The sequence below is a fragment of the Streptomyces sp. SID14436 genome (assembly GCF_010548465.1).
GTDB lineage: Bacteria > Actinomycetota > Actinomycetes > Streptomycetales > Streptomycetaceae > Streptomyces.
Genome location: NZ_JAAGMD010000207.1, coordinates 18,677 through 39,063, shown reverse-complemented (window position 1 = coordinate 39,063; position 20,387 = coordinate 18,677). Strand labels below are relative to the sequence as shown.

Genomic DNA, 20,387 nt, shown 5'->3' with positions numbered 1-20,387 from the left:
CGGAGTCTCTTCGGGAACAGGACCCTCTCCGAGTGAACCGAGAGGCTTACGGTCGCGGGGTTCGGCCGCAGCGCGGCCGCGACTGATGATGCCGTGCAGCAGTGAGCGACGTTTCACGTGAAACACGATGCACAGCCCCAAGAGCCGTATCGCCGCGACACTCCGGCATACGCCGGTTCGGCAGCTTGGGTGGAGTCCTTCTGGCCCCGTGCGGACGGGGCGGCTGCCCTATCCGCGCCGCCGGCGGGTACGGCCGGTGCGAGCCGCCTTGGCGCGCTTCGCCGCGAAGCGCACACCTCCCGGACTCTCCCCCACCTCGACGCGCACGACCGTCGACTGCGGATCCACGACGCCAGCGCCGACGTGCACGATCGAGGTCGTCACGGCGCCCAGCTTGCTCAGTGCGGTCGCCGCGCTCTTGAGTTCTTCCTCCGCGGTGTCCCCCTTGAGGGCCAGCATCTCCCCGTAGGGCCGCAGCAGGGGGATGCCCCAGGTGGCCAGACGATCGAGGGGAGCCACGGCCCGTGCCGTCACGACATGCACGGGCGGGATCTTTCCCATGACCTCCTCGGCGCGGCCGCGGACCACCGTCACGTGATCCAGTCCGAGCAGCTCCACCACCTCGGTCAGAAAGGTGGTGCGCCTGAGCAGCGGCTCGAGCAGGGTGATCTTGAGATCCTCCCGTACGAGCGCCAGGGGAATGCCCGGCAGGCCGGCACCCGACCCGACGTCGCAGACCGTCACTCCCTCCGGGACGACCTCGGAGAGCACAGCGCAGTTCAGCAGGTGGCGCTCCCACAGGCGGGGCACCTCTCGCGGACCGATCAGACCTCGCTGCACACCTGCCTCGGCGAGCAGCTCCGCGTACCGGACCGCGTCCGCGAAGCGGGCACCGAACACCTCGCGTGCCTGCTCGGGCGCGGGGGGAAGCTCCGCTGCCTCGGTCACGGGGAACCGTCCTTCCGTACCGTGCCGACATCACGCGCCGACACCAGAACCACGAACTATCAGGCTGACAAAATCCGGCCCCGCCTGCGCAACAGACGGGGCCGGTGGAGCACGGAGCAGAATCAGGCGGGAAGCACAACGACGAAGCGCTGCGGCTCCTCACCCTCGGACTCGCTGCGCAGACCCGCGGCCTTGACGGCGTCGTGCACGACCTTGCGCTCGAACGGCGTCATCGGATCCAGCCTCACGGGTTCGCCGCTGCTGCGGGCGTCCGCCGCCGCCTTCGCACCCAGCTCGGACAGCTCCTCACGCTTCCGAGCCCGGTAACCGGCGATGTCGAGCATGAGGCGGCTCCGGTCACCGGTCTCCCGGTGCACGGCCAGACGCGTGAGCTCCTGGAGCGCCTCCAGCACCTCGCCGTCCCGGCCGACCAGCTTCTGCAGGTCACGGCTGCCCGTGTCGCTGATGATCGATACGGAGGCGCGGTCGGCCTCGACATCCATGTCGATGTCGCCGTCGAGGTCGGCGATGTCGAGCAGGCCCTCCAGGTAGTCCGCAGCGATTTCACCCTCCTGCTCCAGGCGGGTCAGGGTGTCAGTGCCCTCGGCAGCGGTGGAGATGGTGCCTTCCGTCACGGGATGGACTCCTTCTTACTTCTTGGACGGGGACTTGGGCCGCTGCGGGCCCTTGCGCTGTCCGGACTGGGCCTTGCTGCGGGTGCCGCCGCCGGGCTGCTTGCCCGTGCCCTTCTTGGCACCGGCCGCCGTCTTGGCCTTGCTCTGCGGTTCGTCGGACTTGGTCAGCGAGGTGGGTTCGTCGGCGGCCTTGGCCACGCCGGACTGCCGCTGCGACTTGCTCTGGCGCTTGGGCTGCTGCCGCTTGGGCGTCCCGGCCTGGGTGCCGTCCTCGTCGTGGACCGTGGCCTCACCCTTGACCACGGCGCCGTCGGCCTGGGCGACGAGACCGTTCTTGCTCAGACCGTTGATGAACTTGCGCTCGTACTCGTTGCGGTCCCGGCCCTTGGCGACGATGGCCTTGATGATGGCGCGCTGACGACGGTTGCGCGTCCCGCTGTTCTTCAGGACGTGCTTGGAGAGGCGCTCCAGGTAGGCGGCCTGGGCCTTGGAACCCGGGGTCGGGTTGTTGTGGATGACGTACATCTGCTGGCCCATGGTCCACACGTTGGTGGTCAGCCAGTAGACGAGGACACCGACCGGGAAGTTGATGCCGAAGACGGCGAAGATGACGGGGAAGACGTACATCAGCATCTTCTGCTGCTGCATGAACGGCGTCTTCACCGTGGTGTCGACGTTCTTCGTCATCAGCTGGCGCTGCGTGTAGAACTGCGACAGCGACATCAGGACGATCATGACCGCCGTGACGATCCGCACGTCCGTGAGCGAGGAGTTGAGGAGCTCGACCTTCTCCGAGCTGTCCGTGAACTTCGCGGCGAGCGGCGCTCCGAAGATGTGGGCCTTCTGGGCGCTCGCGAGCAGTTGCTCGTTGATCACACCGATGGTGTCGTTCGACGCGATGCTGTTGAGCACGTGGTACAGCGCGAAGAAGAACGGGGACTGCGCCAGGATGGGAAGACACGAGGACAGCGGGTTGGTGCCCGTGTCCTTGTAGAGCTTCATCATTTCTTCGGACTGGCGCTGCCGGTCGTTCTTGTAGCGCTCCTGGATCTTCTTCATCTCCGGCTGGAGCGTCTGCATCGCACGCGTCGCCTTGATCTGCTTCACGAAGAGCGGGATCAGGCAGATACGGATGAGGATCACCAGGGACACGATGGACAAGCCCCAGGCCCACCCGGTGTCAGGCCCGAAGATGGCGCCGTACACCGTGTGGAACTGGACGATGACCCAGGAGACGGGTGTCGTGATGAAGCTGAAGAAGCTGGCAATCGTGTCCACTAATCATGCTCCTTGGGCATGGGACGAGGTCTCAGCGGCCGGGCTCGAAGGACTCGTCGGACCTGCGGGGGAAGTCTGTCCTTCGGTGGCCGGTTCGGCGGCGGAGGGCCCGCCCTTGCGTGCACGCCAAGCGCTTCGCAGCATTTCGTGCCACCGCGGGCGCTTGCGCGGAGGGACATGGTCCACACCGCCGAGCGACCACGGATTGCACCGCAGGATGCGCCAGGCCGTGAGTGCTGTGCCCTTGATGGCACCGTGCCGGTCGATGGCCGTGTAGCCGTAGTGGGAACACGATGGGTAGTACTTGCACACGGGGCCCAGCAGCGGACTGATCGTCCACTGGTAGAGCTTGATCAGGGCCAGCAGCGGGTACTTCATCGGGTGCCCCCTCCCAGGAGCCGCTGTAGGGCGGCGTCCAGGTCTCGGGCCAGTTCTGCGTGGTCGGCGTCGCCCGCACCGGGCAGCGCTCGTACGACTACCAGGCTACCGGGGGGCAGCTGGTCGACTCGTTCGCGCATCAGGTGGCGAAGCCTGCGCTTCACCTTGTTGCGCACGACCGCGCCTCCCACAGCCTTGCTCACGACGAAACCCGCACGCGTCGGGGGAGCGCTCTCCCCAGGCGCGTGCGGGTCCGTGGCACCGCTACGAAGGTGTACGACGAGGTGCTGGCGCCCGGCCCGGCGTCCGCGTCGTACGGCGATCGCGAAGTCCTCGCGCCGCCTCAGCCGGTTCTCGGTGGGCAGCACGACGTCATGACCTGATCGGGATCAGGCGGACAGGCGGGCGCGACCCTTGCTACGGCGGGACGCGAGGATCGCGCGGCCGGCACGGGTGCGCATACGCAGCCGGAAGCCGTGGGTCTTCGCGCGACGACGGTTGTTCGGCTGGAAGGTGCGCTTGCTCACTCGGGGGCTCCAGAAAAAGATCGGGGTCTGCGGGATGCCGTCCTGGCTGTCACCGTGCGCCCACGAGTAGCTCGCGTTACGCCCGAGTGCACCGCTGACCGATCACCTTGTGCGATCTGTGCCCATCGGAGGCAGGCGGCAGCAGCCATCGACAACTCGACCTCGTCACGGTACGCGCGGCTGCGCCATTCGGTCAAACCACTGCTCGCCGGGAGACACTTGTCCACAGCCTGGGGACAACAACTTGAACCGTACCGGCCGCCCTGACTACCGTGACTGGACTTCGACTCGTTCCCCTGTGTCCCTTCACCACCCTTTGATCTACCGAGCCGTCCCCGAATCACACGTTCGAGGGACCTGTGAGAGAGCGTGCCCTGTGGCTGACGTACCTGCCGATCTTGCCGCAGTGTGGCCACGCGTTCTGGAACAGCTCCTCGGTGAGGGCCGTGGTCACGGGGTCGAGGGGAAGGACGAGCACTGGATCCGGCGCTGCCAGCCGCTGGCCCTGGTCGCCGACACCGCGCTGCTCGCCGTGCCGAACGAGTTCGCGAAGGGTGTGCTCGAGGGCCGCCTCGCACCGGTCGTCAGCGAGAGCCTGAGCCGCGAGTGCGGACGCCCCATCCGGATCGCCATCACCGTCGACGAGTCCGCGGGCGAGCCCCCGGCCGCCCCCGCCCCTGCTCCCGGGCCCCGCCCCCAGCCCCGCTACGAGGAGCCCGAGCTCCCGACGGCGCGCCCGGACCGCGAGAGCTACGAGCGCGAACAGTACGAGGGGACCCGCGAGCAGTACGAGGGCTCCTACGACGGCTATGAGGGGTACGGCCGCCGCCGTCCCGAGCAGCCCGGGCCCCCCGGCGACCAGCTCCCCACCGCCCGCCCCGCCTACCCGTCCGAGTACCAGCGCCCCGAGCCGGGGTCCTGGCAGCGGCCGGCACAGGACGAGTACGGCTGGCAGCAGCAGCGTCTCGGTTTTCCCGACCGTGACCCCTACGCGTCGCCCTCGCAGGACGGGTACGGGGGACAGGAGGGTTACGGGGGTCCGCCTCCGCAGGACTACCGCCCCCAGCCGATGGAGCGCCCCTCCTACGACCCGCAGCGCTCCGAGTACGAACCGCCACGCGCCGACTACGACCGCGGTGACTACGACCGGGGCGACTACGACCCGCGTGACCCCGGGCGCCGCGAGCGGCCCGAGCCGCCGGCCGGTTCCGGGCACGTCCACCGGGGCGGACCGGTCGGCCCGAACCTGCCGACCACCGGCGCTCCCGGCCCGCTGGCGGCGCAGCCCGCGCCGGCCACCGGCCCCGGGGAACCGACGGCGCGGCTCAACCCGAAGTACCTCTTCGACACGTTCGTGATCGGCGCGTCCAACCGGTTCGCGCACGCGGCCGCGGTCGCCGTCGCGGAGGCGCCGGCCAAGGCGTACAACCCCCTCTTCATCTATGGGGAGTCGGGCCTCGGCAAGACGCACCTGCTGCACGCGATCGGGCACTACGCGCGCAGCCTCTACCCGGGCACGCGCGTGCGGTACGTCAGCTCGGAGGAGTTCACCAACGAGTTCATCAACTCCATCCGCGACGGCAAGGGCGACAGCTTCCGCAAGCGCTACCGCGAGATGGACATCCTCCTGGTCGACGACATCCAGTTCCTGGCGGACAAGGAGTCGACGCAGGAGGAGTTCTTCCACACCTTCAACACGCTGCACAACGCCAACAAGCAGATCGTGCTGTCCAGCGACCGGCCGCCCAAGCAGCTGGTGACGCTGGAGGACCGGCTGCGGAACCGTTTCGAGTGGGGGCTGATCACGGACGTCCAGCCGCCCGAGCTGGAGACGCGCATCGCCATCCTGCGCAAGAAGGCGGTGCAGGAACAGCTCAACGCCCCGCCGGAGGTTCTGGAGTTCATCGCGTCGCGCATCTCGCGGAACATCCGTGAGCTGGAGGGCGCGCTGATCCGCGTGACGGCCTTCGCCTCGCTCAACCGTCAGCCGGTGGACCTGGGGCTGACGGAGATCGTCCTGAAGGACCTGATCCCCGGCGGCGACGACTCGGCGCCCGAGATCACCTCGACGGCCATCATGAGCGCGACGGCCGACTACTTCGGTCTCACGGTCGAGGACCTGTGCGGCACCTCGCGTGGACGCGCGCTGGTGACCGCGCGGCAGATCGCGATGTACCTGTGCCGTGAGCTGACGGATCTGTCCCTGCCGAAGATCGGTGCGCTGTTCGGCGGCCGGGACCACACCACGGTGATGCACGCGGACCGCAAGATCCGCAATCTGATGGCCGAGCGGCGCTCGATCTACAACCAGGTCACCGAGCTCACCAACCGCATCAAGGCGGGCTGAGAGCCGACCACGACGCGTCGAGGGCGCCTCCGGAGCTGATCCGGAGGCGCCCTTCGTCATGTGCCGGGCCGGGGCCGTCTGGCCCTGGGCCAGGGTCAGGGCCAGGGCCACTGTGCCCCTGGGCCAGGACCTTCACGGCCGAGTGTGGGCCCTCCGGGGCCGGTGCCGGAGGGCCCACGTCGTGCACGAGTCCGTCACTGGTCGGCCGGGACGGGGCGGCCGGCCCTCCGCCGCCCGTCCCTGCGTCCTCCGCCGCCCCCATTGCCGTGCTCCGACTTCCTTCCGTGCCCGCCGGCGCCGCCTCACTCTGCCCATGGCGGCGACCGCGGTCCATGACCGCTGTTCGATTAATGGCCTGGTTACGGCCTCTCTCCACAGATTCGGCTACTTTTTCGCGTCCACATCCTGGGGACTGCGAAGTTGTCCCGACTCCGTCCACAGGCGACCCTGGTGAGGGAGGATCGAGCCAGGTCAGCCGGTTGTGGATTCGTGGACGAGTGATCTCCACAGGCTGTGGACAACAAAATGATCCACAGCCTGTGCACGGAGTTGTCCACGGGCAACCCACAGGCTGGAGGCTGTTGTCCCCAGCGATCACCGTTTTCTCCACATGCCTGTCCACTGTTCGGCAACGTGACGCCCGCCCTCACCGGGTCGAGTGAAAGGCGTCACATCAGGGTGCCGCGAGACCCTGTGGGAAAGACGCCGAAACCTGGGGACGGTGCTGGGGAGAACTCGCCCCGACCTGTGCACGGGATGTGCAGAACTTTCCGTTCTCCACAGAAGCCCCTGGTTGTCCACTGCCACCGCCCACAGGGCCAGTGGACAAAATCTGGGCGCTGACCTGCGGAAACAGGGTTATCCACGGTATCCACAGGCCCTACTACTACTCCCAACTAGAGAGAGCGAGGAATTCGTTTCGAAGGGGGTCCTGTGCACAACTCGGTGCTTCGACCCCGACTGCCCCTCGTCACGACTTGACCCCGAGAGGCACCTACTGTCAGTGCGGTGCGTCAGACTGGTCCCCGGTGTCCTTCCCAGCACCGGGAGCGATGACACCGAGTCAGACGACGAAGCCAGGCAGGGCGAGAAGCGCCGGCAACAGCAGGAGGCGGCAACAGTGAAGATCCGGGTGGAACGCGACGTACTCGCGGAGGCAGTGGCCTGGGCGGCACGCAGCCTCCCGGCCCGTCCGCCGGCGCCTGTCCTCGCCGGCCTGCTGCTGAAGGCCGAGGACGGTCAGCTCAGCCTCTCCAGCTTCGACTACGAGGTCTCCGCGCGGGTCTCGGTGGAGGCGGAGATCGAGGAGGAGGGCACGGTGCTCGTCTCCGGCCGCCTGCTCGCCGACATCTCCCGTGCCCTCCCCAACCGGCCGGTGGAGATTTCCACAGACGGTGTACGGGCGACGGTGGTGTGCGGCTCCTCGCGGTTCACGCTCCACACCCTGCCCGTGGAGGAGTACCCGGCCCTGCCGCAGATGCCGAACGCCACGGGCACGGTCCCCGGCGAGGTCTTCGCCTCCGCCGTGCAGCAGGTCGCCATCGCCGCGGGCCGCGACGACACGCTGCCCGTCCTGACGGGTGTGCGCATCGAGATCGAGGGCGACACGGTGACGCTCGCCTCCACCGACCGCTACCGCTTCGCGGTCCGCGAGTTCCTGTGGAAGCCGGAGAACCCGGAGGCGTCCGCGGTCGCCCTGGTCCCCGCCAAGACGCTGCTGGACACGGCCAAGGCCCTGACCAGCGGTGACCAGGTGATCCTGGCGCTCTCCGGCTCGGGCGCGGGCGAGGGCCTCATCGGTTTCGAGGGCGCCGGCCGCCGCACCACGACCCGTCTGCTGGAGGGCGACCTCCCGAAGTACCGCACGCTGTTCCCGACGGAGTTCAACAGCGTCGCCGTGATCGAGACCGCCCCCTTCGTGGAGGCCGTGAAGCGCGTGGCGCTGGTCGCGGAGCGCAACACCCCGGTGCGGCTCAGCTTCGAGCAGGGTGTGCTCATCCTGGAGGCCGGCTCCAGCGACGACGCACAGGCTGTGGAAAGGGTCGACGCCCAGCTGGAGGGCGACGACATCTCCATCGCCTTCAACCCGACGTTCCTGCTGGACGGCCTGAGCGCGATCGACTCCCCGGTGGCGCAGCTGTCCTTCACCACGTCCACCAAGCCCGCGCTGCTCAGCGGGCGGCCCGCGGTGGACGCGGAGGCGGACGACGCCTACAAGTACCTGATCATGCCGGTGCGGCTGAGCGGCTGAGCGGCGGCACCGTCCACAGGTGTGCACCACGCTTCCCGGGCCCGTGGACGACCGGCTCCCGCCGGATCGGCCGGGCCCAGGAAGCCTCTGGGGACGAACCCGCAGGTGAGGGCGTGCGCATGAGCGCTTACGCCCACAGATGTGCGTGAGCGTCCGGGTTTAGGCTCGGGGTGGTACATCAGTGCCACGGCACGTCCGTGCCGCCACGCCACGTCACGTCGCAACCTAAGGAACACAACTGATGGAGCTCGGTCTCGTCGGCCTCGGCAAGATGGGCGGCAACATGCGCGAGCGGATCCGCCGCGCAGGCCACACCGTCGTCGGATACGACCGCAATCCCGATCTCGCCGACGTCCACAGCCTTGGCGAGCTGGTGGACAAGCTGGCTGCCCCGCGCGTGGTGTGGGTGATGGTCCCGGCCGGCGAGGCCACCCAGGCCACCATCGACGAGCTGGCCGACCTGCTTGAGCCCGGCGATGTCGTGGTCGACGGCGGCAACTCCCGCTGGACGGACGACGAGAAGCACGCCGAGGAGCTGGCCGCCAAGGGCATAGGCTTCGTCGACTGCGGTGTCTCCGGCGGCGTCTGGGGCCTGGAGAACGGCTACGCGCTGATGTACGGCGGCGACAAGGAGCACGTCGCCAAGGTGCAGCCGGTCTTCGACGCGCTGAAGCCCGAGGGCGACTTCGGCTCCGTCCACGCCGGCAAGGTGGGCGCGGGCCACTTCGCCAAGATGGTCCACAACGGCATCGAGTACGCCATGATGCAGGCGTACGCCGAGGGCTGGGAGCTGCTGGAGAAGGCCGACTCCGTCACGGACGTCCGGGAGGTGTTCCGCTCCTGGCAGGAGGGCACGGTCATCCGCTCCTGGCTGCTCGACCTCGCGGTGAACGCCCTCGACGAGGACGAGCACCTGGGGGCGCTCCGGGGTTATGCACAGGACTCGGGTGAGGGACGCTGGACTGTGGAGGCGGCCATCGACCACGCGGTCCCGCTGCCCGCGATCACCGCGTCGCTGTTCGCGCGGTTCTCCTCGCGTCAGGAGGACTCGCCGCAGATGAAGATGATCGCGGCCCTGCGCAACCAGTTCGGTGGTCACGCGGTCGAGAAGAAGTAATCCACAGGAGAAGCAGTCATCCACAGGGCCGCACCGCGGCCCACGGCGCCGGGGGAGGTCGGCGAACGACCATGCACGTCACGCACCTGTCGCTGGCCGATTTCCGGTCCTACTCCCGGGTCGAGGTCCCGCTCGACCCGGGAGTGACGGCCTTCGTCGGTCCCAACGGCCAGGGCAAGACGAACCTGGTCGAGGCCGTCGGCTACCTCGCCACCCTCGGCAGCCACCGGGTCTCCTCCGACGCCCCGCTGGTGCGGATGGGGGCCGACCGCGCGATCGTCCGGGCGCAGGTCCGTCAGGGGGAGCGGCAGCAGCTCGTCGAGCTGGAGCTGAACCCCGGGCGGGCCAACCGGGCCCGCATCAACCGTTCCTCGCAGGTCCGGCCGCGCGACGTGCTGGGGATCGTCCGCACCGTGCTGTTCGCGCCCGAGGACCTGGCCCTGATCAAGGGGGACCCGGGCGAGCGGCGCCGTTTCCTGGACGAGCTGATCACCGCCCGCGCTCCGCGCATGGCTGGTGTCCGTTCCGACTACGACCGGGTGCTCAAGCAGCGCAACACCCTGCTGAAGTCGGCCGCGCTGGCCCGTCGGCACGGCGGCCGCACCCTGGATCTGTCGACGCTGGACGTCTGGGACCAGCACCTCGCGCGGGCCGGTGCCGAGCTGCTCGCGCAGCGCCTGGACCTGATCGCGGCGGTGCAGCCGCTGGCGGACAAGGCGTACGAGCAGCTCGCGCCGGGGGGCGGGCCGCTCGCGCTGGAGTACAAGCCGTCCGCGCCCGGCGAGGCGCACACGCGTGAGGACCTGTTCGAGCAGCTCATGGCGGCGCTGTCGGACGTGCGCAAGCAGGAGATCGAGCGGGGCGTCACCCTGGTCGGCCCGCACCGCGACGATCTGCTGTTGCGCCTGGGCGAGATGCCCGCGAAGGGGTACGCCTCCCACGGCGAGTCGTGGTCCTACGCGCTCGCCCTGCGGCTGGCGTCGTACGACCTGCTGCGCGCCGAGGGGAACGAACCGGTGCTGGTGCTCGACGACGTCTTCGCGGAGCTGGACACCCGTCGCCGTGAGCGGCTCGCCGAGCTCGTGGCGCCCGGTGAGCAGGTCCTGGTGACGGCGGCCGTGGACGACGACGTCCCGCACGTCCTGGCGGGGACGCGGTTCCGGGTGGCGGAGGGGACGGTGGAGCGCGCATGAGCGAGCCCCGTGAGCCCGGGGGCGCCCCGGGGGACGTGCCGCAGCAGTCCGGGGTCGACCTCGCGCGGGTGGCGCTGCGGGCGGCCCGGGAGGCGGCCCGCGCGCGCGGTGACGCGGCCCGGCAGAAGAAGCAGGTGCGACGCGGCGGTCTGCGCTCCGGCGCGGGTGCCGACCGGCGGGACCCCATGGCGCTCGGTGCGGCGATCAACCGTCTGCTGACCGAGCGGGGCTGGGAGGCGCCGGCCGCGGTCGGCGGGGTGATGGGGCGCTGGCCGGAGATCGTCGGCGAGGACGTGGCCAAACACTGCGCGCCCGAGCGGTACGACGAGGACGAGCGGGTCCTGTTCGTCCGCTGCGACTCCACGGCCTGGGCGACGAACCTGCGGCTGCTCGCGCCGACGCTGGTCGCCCGGCTGAACCAGGACCTCGGGCAGGGCAGGGTGAAGCTGATCAAGGTCAACGGTCCCGGCGGTCCCGCGCGCCGCTACGGCCCTCTGCGCGCGCCGGGGAGCACCGGTCCCGGCGACACGTACGGCTAGCCGGGCAGCGGCTCCGCGCCGCCCGCGCCGTCCGTGTGGTCCGGGGGCTGGTGGTGGGTGCCCCGCAGGTCCTCGGACCGCGCCCGGTCGGCCCGACGGCAACGCTCGGATCACGGGGCGGCGTCGGACCGTCATGCGTTGCTCAGGCGGGAGCGGCACGCCATGCGCTGCGCAACTCGGCAGCCCCGTTGACTCCGTCCCGGAGTGCACGAGCACCCGCCGCGGTGACACGTACGGATGAAGAACATCGATTTCCGGCCCTTCCGCAGCACGTGATTGACATCACATCAGGGCTTCTCAACCCCCTGATCGGGGCGGTCCCGACCCCCTCGCCCGCGCACCGCACACGGTGGCGAACCGCCACCTGACTCCTAAGTAGCAAAGGGTTGACGGTCAGAAGCGCTGAGTGCCCTCGTGGGCCGCCTGGGGCCCCCTTCCGCATATCGGGAGTCGCGAGAGGCCGGTTGAGGGCGGCACATGCGGATCCAGGTACCCGCAAACCCCCATCGATGTCAGCGCTACCGGTAGACTGGAGCCAATCCCGCCCCGATCGTGGGGACCGCCCGGGAAAAGCTGAGCAACGCTGATCAAGGCTTACCAACGCAACATGCCGCAGCCGCTCCGGCGACCTCCCCCAAAGGGGGTACCCCCAGGAGTTCGGCTCGTGCTGTGCCAGAAAGGGCGCTTCGTGGCCGATTCCGGCAACCCCAACGAGATCATCCCGTCCACCGACGCTGACGCCGAGGCCACCGCCTCGTACGACGCCAGCGCCATCACCGTCCTCGAGGGCCTGGACGCGGTCCGCAAGCGACCCGGCATGTACATCGGCTCGACCGGTGAGCGAGGCCTGCACCACCTGGTGCAGGAGGTCGTGGACAACTCCGTCGACGAGGCGCTGGCCGGTCACGCGGACACCATCGACGTCACGATCCTCGCTGACGGCGGCGTGCGGGTCGTCGACAACGGGCGTGGCATCCCGGTCGGCATCGTCCCCTCCGAGGGCAAGCCGGCCGTCGAGGTCGTGCTGACGGTCCTGCACGCGGGCGGAAAGTTCGGAGGCGGCGGCTACGCGGTGTCCGGCGGTCTGCACGGCGTGGGCGTGTCCGTCGTGAACGCCCTGTCGACCAAGGTGTCCGTCGAGATCAAGACCGACGGCTACCGCTGGACGCAGGACTACAAGCTGGGTGTTCCGACTGCCCCCCTCGCCAGGCACGAGGCCACGGAGGAGCACGGCACCTCGGTCACCTTCTGGGCCGACCCCGACATCTTCGAGACCACCGACTACTCCTTCGAGACCCTCTCGCGACGCTTCCAGGAGATGGCGTTCCTCAACAAGGGGCTGCGCATCAACCTCACCGACGAGCGGGAGTCGGCGAAGGCCACCGCCGGTGCGGACGAGGCGGGCGAGGACGAGAAGCACGAGGTCAAGCACGTCTCGTACTACTACGAGGGCGGCATCGTCGACTTCGTGAAGTACCTCAACTCCCGCAAGGGGGACGTGGTGCACCCCACCGTCATCGACCTGGAGGCCGAGGACAAGGACAAGCACCTGTCCCTCGAGGTCGCCATGCAGTGGAACGGCGGCTACACCGAGGGCGTGTACTCCTTCGCCAACATCATCCACACGCACGAGGGCGGTACGCACGAAGAGGGCTTCCGCGCCGCGCTCACCTCGCTGATCAACAAGTACGCGCGCGACCGCAAGCTGCTGCGCGACAAGGAGGACAACCTCACGGGTGACGACATCCGCGAGGGCCTCACGGCGATCATCTCGGTCAAGCTGAGCGAACCGCAGTTCGAGGGCCAGACCAAGACCAAGCTGGGCAACACCGAGGTGAAGACCTTCGTCCAGAAGGTCGTCTACGAGCACCTCGCGGACTGGCTGGACCGCAACCCCAACGAGGCGGCGGACATCGTCCGCAAGGGCATCCAGGCCGCCACGGCGCGCGTCGCCGCCCGCAAGGCCCGCGACCTCACGCGGCGCAAGGGACTGCTGGAGACCGCGTCCCTGCCGGGCAAGCTCTCCGACTGCCAGTCGAACGACCCCGCCAAGTGCGAGATCTTCATCGTCGAGGGTGACTCCGCCGGCGGCTCGGCCAAGTCCGGCCGCAACCCCGAGTACCAGGCGATCCTCCCGATCCGCGGCAAGATCCTCAACGTCGAGAAGGCGCGGATCGACAAGATCCTGCAGAACCAGGAGATCCAGGCGCTGATCTCGGCCTTCGGCACCGGTGTGCACGAGGACTTCGACATCGAGAAGCTCCGCTATCACAAGATCATCCTGATGGCGGACGCCGACGTCGACGGCCAGCACATCAACACCCTGCTGCTGACGTTCCTGTTCCGCTTCATGCGTCCGCTGGTCGAGGCCGGGCACGTGTTCCTGTCGCGTCCCCCGCTCTACAAGATCAAGTGGGGCCGGGACGAGGTGGAGTACGCCTACTCCGACCGCGAGCGCGACGCGCTGATCGAGATGGGGCGCCAGCGCGGCAAGCGGGTCCGTGAGGACTCCATCCAGCGCTTCAAGGGCCTCGGTGAGATGAACGCCGAGGAGCTGCGCATCACGACCATGGACCAGGAGCACCGCGTCCTCGGCCAGGTCACCCTGGACGACGCGGCGCAGGCCGACGACCTGTTCTCGGTCCTGATGGGCGAGGACGTGGAGGCCCGCCGCCAGTTCATCCAGCGCAACGCCAAGGACGTCCGCTTCCTCGACATCTGAGTCGGTCTCAGCTGACCGCATCAGGAAGGATCTTCACCAGCAATGACCGACGAGAACACTCCCGTCACGCCCGAAGAGGACGGCCTCGCCCTGCGCGTGGAGCCGGTCGGGCTCGAGACGGAGATGCAGCGCTCCTACCTCGACTACGCGATGTCCGTCATCGTCTCGCGTGCGCTGCCGGACGTCCGTGACGGCCTCAAGCCCGTCCACCGCCGGGTGCTGTACGCCATGTACGACGGCGGCTACCGCCCCGAGCGCGGCTTCTACAAGTGCGCGCGCGTGGTGGGCGACGTCATGGGCAACTACCACCCGCACGGCGACTCCTCGATCTACGACGCGCTGGTCCGCCTCGCGCAGCCGTGGTCAATGCGCATGCCGCTGGTGGACTCCAACGGCAACTTCGGCTCCCCGGGCAACGACCCGGCGGCGGCCATGCGGTACACCGAGTGCAAGATGGCGCCGCTGTCGATGGAGATGGTCCGCGACATCGACGAGGAGACCGTCGACTTCACGGACAACTACGACGGCCGCTCCCAGGAGCCGACCGTCCTGCCCGCCCGCTTCCCGAACCTGCTGATCAACGGCTCGGCGGGCATCGCGGTCGGTATGGCGACCAACATCCCGCCGCACAACCTGCGCGAGGTCGCCGCCGGTGCCCAGTGGTACCTGGAGAACCCGGAGGCCTCCCAGGAGGACCTGCTCGACGCGCTGATGGAGCGCATCAAGGGCCCCGACTTCCCGACCGGCGCCCTGGTGGTGGGCCGCAAGGGCATCGAGGAGGCCTACCGCACCGGCCGCGGCTCCATCACCATGCGCGCGGTGGTCGAGGTCGAGGAGATCCAGAACCGCCAGTGCCTGGTGGTCACCGAGCTGCCCTACCAGGTCAACCCGGACAACCTCGCGCAGAAGATCGCCGACCTGGTGAAGGACGGCAAGATCGGCGGCATCGCCGACGTGCGCGACGAGACCTCCTCGCGCACCGGCCAGCGCCTGGTCATCGTGCTCAAGCGGGACGCGGTCGCCAAGGTCGTCCTGAACAACCTGTACAAGCACACCGACCTGCAGACGAACTTCGGCGCCAACATGCTGGCGCTGGTGGACGGCGTGCCGCGCACCCTGTCGCTGGACGCGTTCATCCGCCACTGGGTGACCCACCAGATCGAGGTCATCGTCCGCCGGACCCGCTTCCGGCTGCGCAAGGCCGAGGAGCGCGCCCACATCCTGCGCGGCCTGCTGAAGGCCCTGGACGCCATCGACGAGGTCATCGCGCTGATCCGGCGCAGCGACACCGTCGAGATCGCGCGCGGGGGCCTGATGGACCTCCTGGAGATCGACGAGATCCAGGCCAACGCGATCCTGGAGATGCAGCTCCGCCGGCTGGCGGCCCTGGAGCGGCAGAAGATCGTCCAGGAGCACGACGAACTCCAGGCGAAGATCGACGAGTACAACGAGATCCTGGCCTCCCCGGTGCGCCAGCGCGGCATCGTCAGCGAGGAGCTGGCCGCGATCGTCGAGAAGTACGGCGACGACCGCAAGACGAAGCTGATCCCCTACGAGGGCGACATGTCCATCGAGGACCTGATCGCCGAGGAGGACATCGTCGTCACGGTCACCCGCGGCGGCTACATCAAGCGCACCAAGACGCACGACTACCGGGCGCAGAAGCGCGGCGGCAAGGGCGTGCGCGGCACGAAGCTCAAGGAAGACGACATCGTCAACCACTTCTTCGTGTCGACGACGCACCACTGGCTGCTGTTCTTCACCAACAAGGGCCGGGTCTACCGCGCGAAGGCGTACGAACTGCCCGACGCCGGCCGGGAGGCGCGCGGTCAGCACGTGGCCAACCTGCTGGCCTTCCAGCCTGACGAGGTGATCGCCGAGATCCTGGCGATCCGCGACTACGAGGCCGCGCCGTACCTGGTGCTCGCCACCAAGGCCGGTCTGGTCAAGAAGACCGCGCTGAAGGATTACGATTCTCCGCGTTCCGGTGGTGTGATCGCGATCAACCTGCGCGAGCAGGAGGACGGTTCCGACGACGAACTGATCGGTGCCGAACTCGTGTCGTCCGACGACGACCTTCTGCTGATCAGCAAGAAGGCGCAGTCGATCAGGTTCACCGCTACGGACGACACGTTGCGTCCCATGGGCCGTGCGACCTCGGGCGTCAAGGGCATGAGTTTCCGCGAAGGGGACGAGCTGCTCTCGATGAATGTTGTTCGACCCGGTACGTTCGTGTTCACTGCCACCGACGGCGGGTACGCGAAGCGGACCGCTGTCGACGAGTACCGCGTCCAGGGTCGCGGCGGCCTCGGCATCAAGGCCGCCAAGATCGTCGAGGACCGCGGCACCCTCGTCGGCGCGCTGGTGGTCGAGGAGACCGACGAGATCCTCGCCATCACGCTGTCCGGCGGCGTGATTCGTACGCGAGTCAACGAGGTCAGGGAGACGGGCCGTGACACCATGGGCGTCCAACTGATCAATCTGGGCAAGCGCGATGCCGTGGTCGGCATCGCCCGTAACGCCGAGGCGGGACGCGAGGCGGAGGAAGTCGACGGCGACGTGGCCGTGGACGAGACCGACGAGGGTGCCGCGACCACCGGCACGGTCGAGGGTGAGGCGCCCTCGGCCGAGTAGGACGAGGAGTGAGTCAGCGTGAGCGGAGCCACGGGCGCCGGACCCACCGGTACCAGTACGGGGACGGACGGCGGTGCCCGTGGCTCAGCCGCGCAGGCGAATGATCCGCACACGACCAACCTCAAGCCGATCAAGGCCGACGACACCCGCGCGTCCGGCCCGCAGGGATCCCAGGGGGGACGTGTGACGGACAGCCGGGGCCCGCAGCAGTCCCCGCAGTCGGCGTCGCCGCTGCCGGGAGAACGGCAGTCGCAGCAGCAGTCCGGCCCGTACCACCCGCCGCAGGCCTATCCGGCGCAGGGCGGGACGGCCGGCGGCCAGACCGGCGCGGTGCGCCGCCCGCGCACCGGGGCCCGCACCACCCCGCGCGTCCGCAAGGCGCGCCTGCGGGTGGCCAAGGCCGACCCGTGGTCGGTGATGAAGGTCAGCTTCCTGCTCTCCATCGCGCTCGGCGTCTGCACCATCGTGGCGTCGGCGGTGCTGTGGATGGTCATGGACGCCATGGGCGTGTTCTCGACCGTGGGCGGCACCATCTCCGAGGCGACCGGCTCCAACGAGTCGAACGGCTTCGACCTCCAGGCGTTCCTGTCGCTGCCCAACGTCCTGCTCTTCACCACGATCATCGCGGTCATCGACGTCGTCCTGGCGACCGCCCTGGCGACGCTCGGCGCCTTCATCTACAACCTCTCCGCGGGCTTCGTGGGCGGTGTCGAGCTGACGCTGGCCGAGGACGAGTGAGCGGCACACGGAGCCGGTCCGGCCTGCTCCGACGGTCCCCCGACAACCGATTTTGGGACTGCCCCGGTCGTGCGCTAATCTTCAGGAGTCAGCGCGCGGGACATGTACCGCAGAGCGCGGCGGGGCTATAGCTCAGTTGGTTAGAGCGCATCCCTGATAAGGATGAGGCCACTGGTTCAAATCCAGTTAGCCCCACCAGCACGAAGACCCCCGGTCGATACGACCGGGGGTCTTCGGCGTTCACGGCGTGGCAGCTCCGGCCCGAAGGCCCGAAGGCCCGCTGCGCCGGCCCGTCCGGCTCACCGGCGGTCCGCTTCGCGCGAAGGCGCTCGAAGCCCAGGACGGTCCAGACCGGCACGCAGACGCAGGCGCACACGATGAAGACGGACGAGCCGTCTGCGTCCGGGCGGCATGAGCCACACAACGGCTCATGCCGCCCACCACGCGGCGACCACGAAGGCCGCCGTGGGGCTGCTGTGCGCCCAGGTCAGGAACCTGCGCTTCGCGACGGTGTCCCCCTGTGTGTCGGATGACTTGTTCCTGCTGCTGCCCTGCGCACGGGCAGGGGAACGCGTTGCCGGCTGCCGAGGGAGGGTGCGCGGGAGGGCATGGGGAAGGCCCGGCAGCTCTGAGAGCTGCCGGGCCTGTGGCGTGCCGTGCGGTGCTGTACGCAAGTTCGCCAGGACTCGGGGGAGCGGAACGGCACGGGATGAGGTGTCCCCAGGGGGTTCAGCGCTGCAGGGGGATGCGATGGCCGGTGAGGGGGCCGGCCGGTGCCGTGGCGTCGTCCGGGGCGGTGGCGGCGTCGGCGCAGTCCGCGTCCGCCGGTGCGGCCCCGGAGTCGGCGAACGGGTGCTGACGGCAGCCGGGCGACGTGCCGTGGGCCTCGGCGCGGATGCGCTGCTTCATCGTGGGGGGCAGTGACCTGGCTTGCGGGTGGACCCGGAGGGACGAAGCCGGTGCCGTCGTCTCAGGAGAGCTCTCGCTGTTGCGGCTCGTCTCGCTCTGCTGTACAGCGGCGGAGGCCGTCGTGGTGATCAGGCCGAGCGCCGTGCACAGCGCGAGGAAGGCGGTGACGATGACGGTCCAGAGCTTCATGACCTTGTTCCTGGCCACGGTCCCTCACTTTCGGGTTGGGCGATTTGCGTACTTTCCTCATCATGTGTATGAGCGCGACGAAGTGGTGGACCGACGCCCGTGGCGCGTCGATGTTCAGATGAACACCACCCGGATGGGCGCAAGAGGGGTGAAAATGAGGGGAGCCGGGCGAGAAGCAGTCAAAATCACCGTCCGTGCGGGTGTCGTCACCCTCTGGTCGGATCGACGAATTCCGCTTCTACTCGGCCGGGAAGAGGGCGAGTTGAGGCGCCCGGGCAGGTCACCGATTGGTATCGGCCGGTGTGTATAGTCGGGCGCCAGAGGTCCCCTACGTCAAGGAAAGACGAGGTCGCGCGGTGAAGAAGCTTCTCCTGGTCGCACTGGCCGCCATCGGCGGGCTCCTCGTGTACCGCCAGATCCAGGCGGATCGCGCCGAGCAGGATCTGTGGACGGAGGCGACTGACTCCGTGCCCACGGGTTCGTGAGTACCGACAGCCAACGCTGAACAGGCCCCGACCGCCCCGGCGGTCGGGGTTTTGTGTGTGACGGGCCCTTGTCCGCGGACCCGGTCCGCGCGGCAGGATGGGCGCCGGATCGACGTCCGATACGACGAGGGGTGGCGCGTGAGGGGACGGCGGTGTAGAGGAGGGGGCCGCGCACCTGCCGGCCGCGACCGCCCGCCCGTGATCCGGCGCATGGGTGCGGTGACGCTGGTGTCCGCGCTCGCGCTCGGAGCGGTGGGGGCCCCGTCGGCCGCGGCGGCGTCCGGTGCACCGGGGAGCTATGCGTTCGCCGAGGGGGCGACGACGGTGGAGGGCACGCCCAGCACCGCGGACGCGGCACGGCTGGAGCCGGGGCGGGTCTACCGCAGCACCCTTCCGGTCCGGGGAACCGTGTACTACAGCCTGGAACTGGACGCCGCCTCGACCGCCTACGTCTCCGCCACCGCTGTTCCGCCGGCCGGACTGGGCGCCTCCTCCGTCCGCGACGGGGTCAAGGTCTCCCTCCAGGACGCGCGGGGGCGTTCCTGCGACGTGGACACGGCCGGCTTCGGCGCCGCCGGCAGCCCGCGCCCGGTCACCGCGTCGGCCGTGCGCGAGACGGCCCGCCGCAGGTCGTTGTGCCAGGAGGCCGGCACCTACTACGTGGCCGTGGAGCGCGCCGACCCCGACGGCGCGGGCACGTCCCCCGCTGCATGGGAACTGGAACTCGCCGCGGTCACGGAGCCGCCGCTGGAGGCGGCCGGTGCGACGAACGCGCCCCGGGAGTGGAACTCCGCCTCCCCGGAGCCGGTCGCGGGAGCGGCCCGACGGCGGGCGGGCGGCGTCGGGTTCGCGCAGGCCACGCCCCTCGGCGAGGGCGTCTGGCGGGACGACATCCGCCCGGGCGCCACGCTCTTCTACAAGGTGCCCGTCGACTGGGGCCAGCAGGTGTCCGTCACCGCCGAACTGGGCAGTTCGAGCGGCACCGGCAAGGGCTTCGTCGCCGCGGCGCTGGACCTGGACCTCCACAACCCCGCCCGCGGCCCGGTGGCGGACGTGCGTGTGTCCTACGACGGCGGCCAGAAGGCGGGCAGCCTTCCGGCCCTCCCGCCGGTCGCCCACGCCAACCGTCATGCCGCCGTCGGCCGCGTGGCGGCGATGCGTGTCGCCGGGTCCTACTACCTCGTGGCCCACCTCGCGGCGGACGTGGCCGACGACTTCGGCACGGGGCCGGTGCCGCTGACGCTGCGGATACGTCTGGACGGTGCGGCACAGTACGGGCCCGCCTACGCGGGGGAGTCCGTGCCCGAGGGCGTCTTCGGGGTGACGGCGGCGGACCGGGAAGCGGCAGCCGAGGGCACGGACGGCGACGCCGCGGCGATGAGGGTGCTGGCGGTGAGCGGCTTCGGGGCGGGGAGCGCGCTGCTGCTGGGGCTCGGCGTGTGGACGGTCGTGGCGCGTCGGAGGGCCGCCTCCTGGCGGGACGGTGCGGTGTGAGGC

The 20,387-nt window shown here is 69.4% G+C and carries 17 protein-coding genes and 1 tRNA gene; 11 read left to right on the top strand and 7 right to left on the bottom strand.

The genetic code is table 11. The annotated features are described in order from the left end of the window. Positions 1 to 228 precede the first annotated feature (228 nt). The 6 genes from rsmG to rpmH form a co-directional block, all read right to left on the bottom strand. On the bottom strand, positions 229 to 948 hold the full coding sequence (rsmG, locus tag G3I53_RS07470) for a 16S rRNA (guanine(527)-N(7))-methyltransferase RsmG (protein ID WP_164335634.1): 720 nt from the start codon (positions 946 to 948) through the stop codon (positions 229 to 231). A gap of 122 nt (positions 949 to 1,070) precedes the next feature. Further along, positions 1,071 to 1,583: a R3H domain-containing nucleic acid-binding protein gene (locus G3I53_RS07465; protein WP_164335636.1), complete on the bottom strand. Its 513-nt coding sequence runs from the start codon at positions 1,581 to 1,583 to the stop codon at positions 1,071 to 1,073. Positions 1,584 to 1,598: 15 nt separating this feature from the next. Beyond that, positions 1,599 to 2,861 (bottom strand): membrane protein insertase YidC, encoded by a 1,263-nt coding sequence (gene yidC, locus G3I53_RS07460; RefSeq protein WP_164335638.1) that lies wholly within the window; start codon positions 2,859 to 2,861, stop codon positions 1,599 to 1,601. A 3-nt stretch (positions 2,862 to 2,864) separates the two neighbouring features. Beyond that, positions 2,865 to 3,239: a membrane protein insertion efficiency factor YidD gene (gene yidD / locus G3I53_RS07455; protein WP_164335640.1), complete on the bottom strand. Its 375-nt coding sequence runs from the start codon at positions 3,237 to 3,239 to the stop codon at positions 2,865 to 2,867. Further along, positions 3,236 to 3,607, bottom strand: a complete 372-nt coding sequence (rnpA, locus tag G3I53_RS07450; protein ID WP_164335642.1) for a ribonuclease P protein component — start codon at positions 3,605 to 3,607, stop codon at positions 3,236 to 3,238. The genes yidD and rnpA overlap by 4 nt, the downstream gene beginning before the upstream one ends. A 21-nt stretch (positions 3,608 to 3,628) precedes the next feature. After that, positions 3,629 to 3,766, bottom strand: a complete 138-nt coding sequence (rpmH, locus tag G3I53_RS07445; protein ID WP_003956500.1) for a 50S ribosomal protein L34 — start codon at positions 3,764 to 3,766, stop codon at positions 3,629 to 3,631. A gap of 376 nt (positions 3,767 to 4,142) precedes the next feature. Between rpmH and dnaA the strand changes: the two genes are divergently transcribed. The 9 genes from dnaA (at position 4,143) to G3I53_RS07400 (ending at position 17,505) form a co-directional block, all read left to right on the top strand. Next, positions 4,143 to 6,113: a chromosomal replication initiator protein DnaA gene (gene dnaA / locus G3I53_RS07440; protein ID WP_164335644.1), complete on the top strand. Its 1,971-nt coding sequence runs from the start codon at positions 4,143 to 4,145 to the stop codon at positions 6,111 to 6,113. A gap of 1,120 nt (positions 6,114 to 7,233) precedes the next feature. Next, a complete protein-coding gene (gene dnaN, locus G3I53_RS07435; RefSeq protein ID WP_164335645.1) occupies positions 7,234 to 8,364 on the top strand; it encodes a DNA polymerase III subunit beta in 1,131 nt (376 codons plus the stop codon). Positions 8,365 to 8,605: 241 nt separating this feature from the next. Next, on the top strand, positions 8,606 to 9,481 hold the full coding sequence (gene gnd / locus G3I53_RS07430; protein ID WP_164335647.1) for a phosphogluconate dehydrogenase (NAD(+)-dependent, decarboxylating): 876 nt from the start codon (positions 8,606 to 8,608) through the stop codon (positions 9,479 to 9,481). A gap of 71 nt (positions 9,482 to 9,552) precedes the next feature. After that, a complete protein-coding gene (gene recF / locus G3I53_RS07425; RefSeq protein WP_164335649.1) occupies positions 9,553 to 10,674 on the top strand; it encodes a DNA replication/repair protein RecF in 1,122 nt (373 codons plus the stop codon). After that, positions 10,671 to 11,213, top strand: a complete 543-nt coding sequence (locus G3I53_RS07420) for a DciA family protein (protein WP_164438148.1) — start codon at positions 10,671 to 10,673, stop codon at positions 11,211 to 11,213. Before recF ends, G3I53_RS07420 begins: the two co-directional genes overlap by 4 nt. 688 nt (positions 11,214 to 11,901) lie before the next feature. Further along, a complete protein-coding gene (gyrB, locus tag G3I53_RS07415; RefSeq protein WP_343240566.1) occupies positions 11,902 to 13,935 on the top strand; it encodes a DNA topoisomerase (ATP-hydrolyzing) subunit B in 2,034 nt (677 codons plus the stop codon). Positions 13,936 to 13,977: 42 nt separating this feature from the next. Beyond that, a complete protein-coding gene (gyrA, locus tag G3I53_RS07410) occupies positions 13,978 to 16,569 on the top strand; it encodes a DNA gyrase subunit A (protein WP_164338818.1) in 2,592 nt (863 codons plus the stop codon). A gap of 18 nt (positions 16,570 to 16,587) precedes the next feature. Further along, the gene (locus G3I53_RS07405; RefSeq protein ID WP_164338817.1) at positions 16,588 to 17,307 is read left to right on the top strand and encodes a DUF3566 domain-containing protein; all 720 of its coding nucleotides are present in this window, start codon (positions 16,588 to 16,590) and stop codon (positions 17,305 to 17,307) included. A 121-nt stretch (positions 17,308 to 17,428) separates the two neighbouring features. Beyond that, positions 17,429 to 17,505, top strand: a tRNA-Ile gene (locus G3I53_RS07400). Between the two features lie 531 nt (positions 17,506 to 18,036). Here the strand turns inward: G3I53_RS07400 and G3I53_RS07395 are convergent. After that, complete coding sequence (locus G3I53_RS07395; RefSeq protein ID WP_164338816.1) at positions 18,037 to 18,423, bottom strand: DUF6344 domain-containing protein; 387 nt, start codon at positions 18,421 to 18,423, stop codon at positions 18,037 to 18,039. 338 nt (positions 18,424 to 18,761) lie between these two features. On the opposite strand from G3I53_RS07395, the gene G3I53_RS33670 reads away from it, so the two are divergent. Both G3I53_RS33670 and G3I53_RS07385 read left to right on the top strand, forming a co-directional pair. Then, positions 18,762 to 18,890 (top strand): DLW-39 family protein, encoded by a 129-nt coding sequence (locus tag G3I53_RS33670; RefSeq protein WP_003999697.1) that lies wholly within the window; start codon positions 18,762 to 18,764, stop codon positions 18,888 to 18,890. A gap of 210 nt (positions 18,891 to 19,100) precedes the next feature. Further along, complete coding sequence (locus tag G3I53_RS07385; RefSeq protein ID WP_203616721.1) at positions 19,101 to 20,384, top strand: hypothetical protein; 1,284 nt, start codon at positions 19,101 to 19,103, stop codon at positions 20,382 to 20,384. Positions 20,385 to 20,387: the final 3 nt, after the last annotated feature.

Excerpts from the sequence above, each read along its gene's own strand:
- recF (WP_164335649.1), top strand. The coding sequence starts at position 9,553 with ATGCACGTCACGCACCTGTCGCTGGCCGATTTCCGGTCCTACTCCCGG.
- G3I53_RS07385 (WP_203616721.1), top strand. The coding sequence starts at position 19,101 with ATGGGTGCGGTGACGCTGGTGTCCGCGCTCGCGCTCGGAGCGGTGGGG.
- yidD (WP_164335640.1), bottom strand. The coding sequence starts at position 3,239 with ATGAAGTACCCGCTGCTGGCCCTGATCAAGCTCTACCAGTGGACGATC.
- G3I53_RS07420 (WP_164438148.1), top strand. The coding sequence starts at position 10,671 with ATGAGCGAGCCCCGTGAGCCCGGGGGCGCCCCGGGGGACGTGCCGCAG.
- gnd (WP_164335647.1), top strand. The coding sequence starts at position 8,606 with ATGGAGCTCGGTCTCGTCGGCCTCGGCAAGATGGGCGGCAACATGCGC.
- gyrA (WP_164338818.1), top strand. The coding sequence starts at position 13,978 with ATGACCGACGAGAACACTCCCGTCACGCCCGAAGAGGACGGCCTCGCC.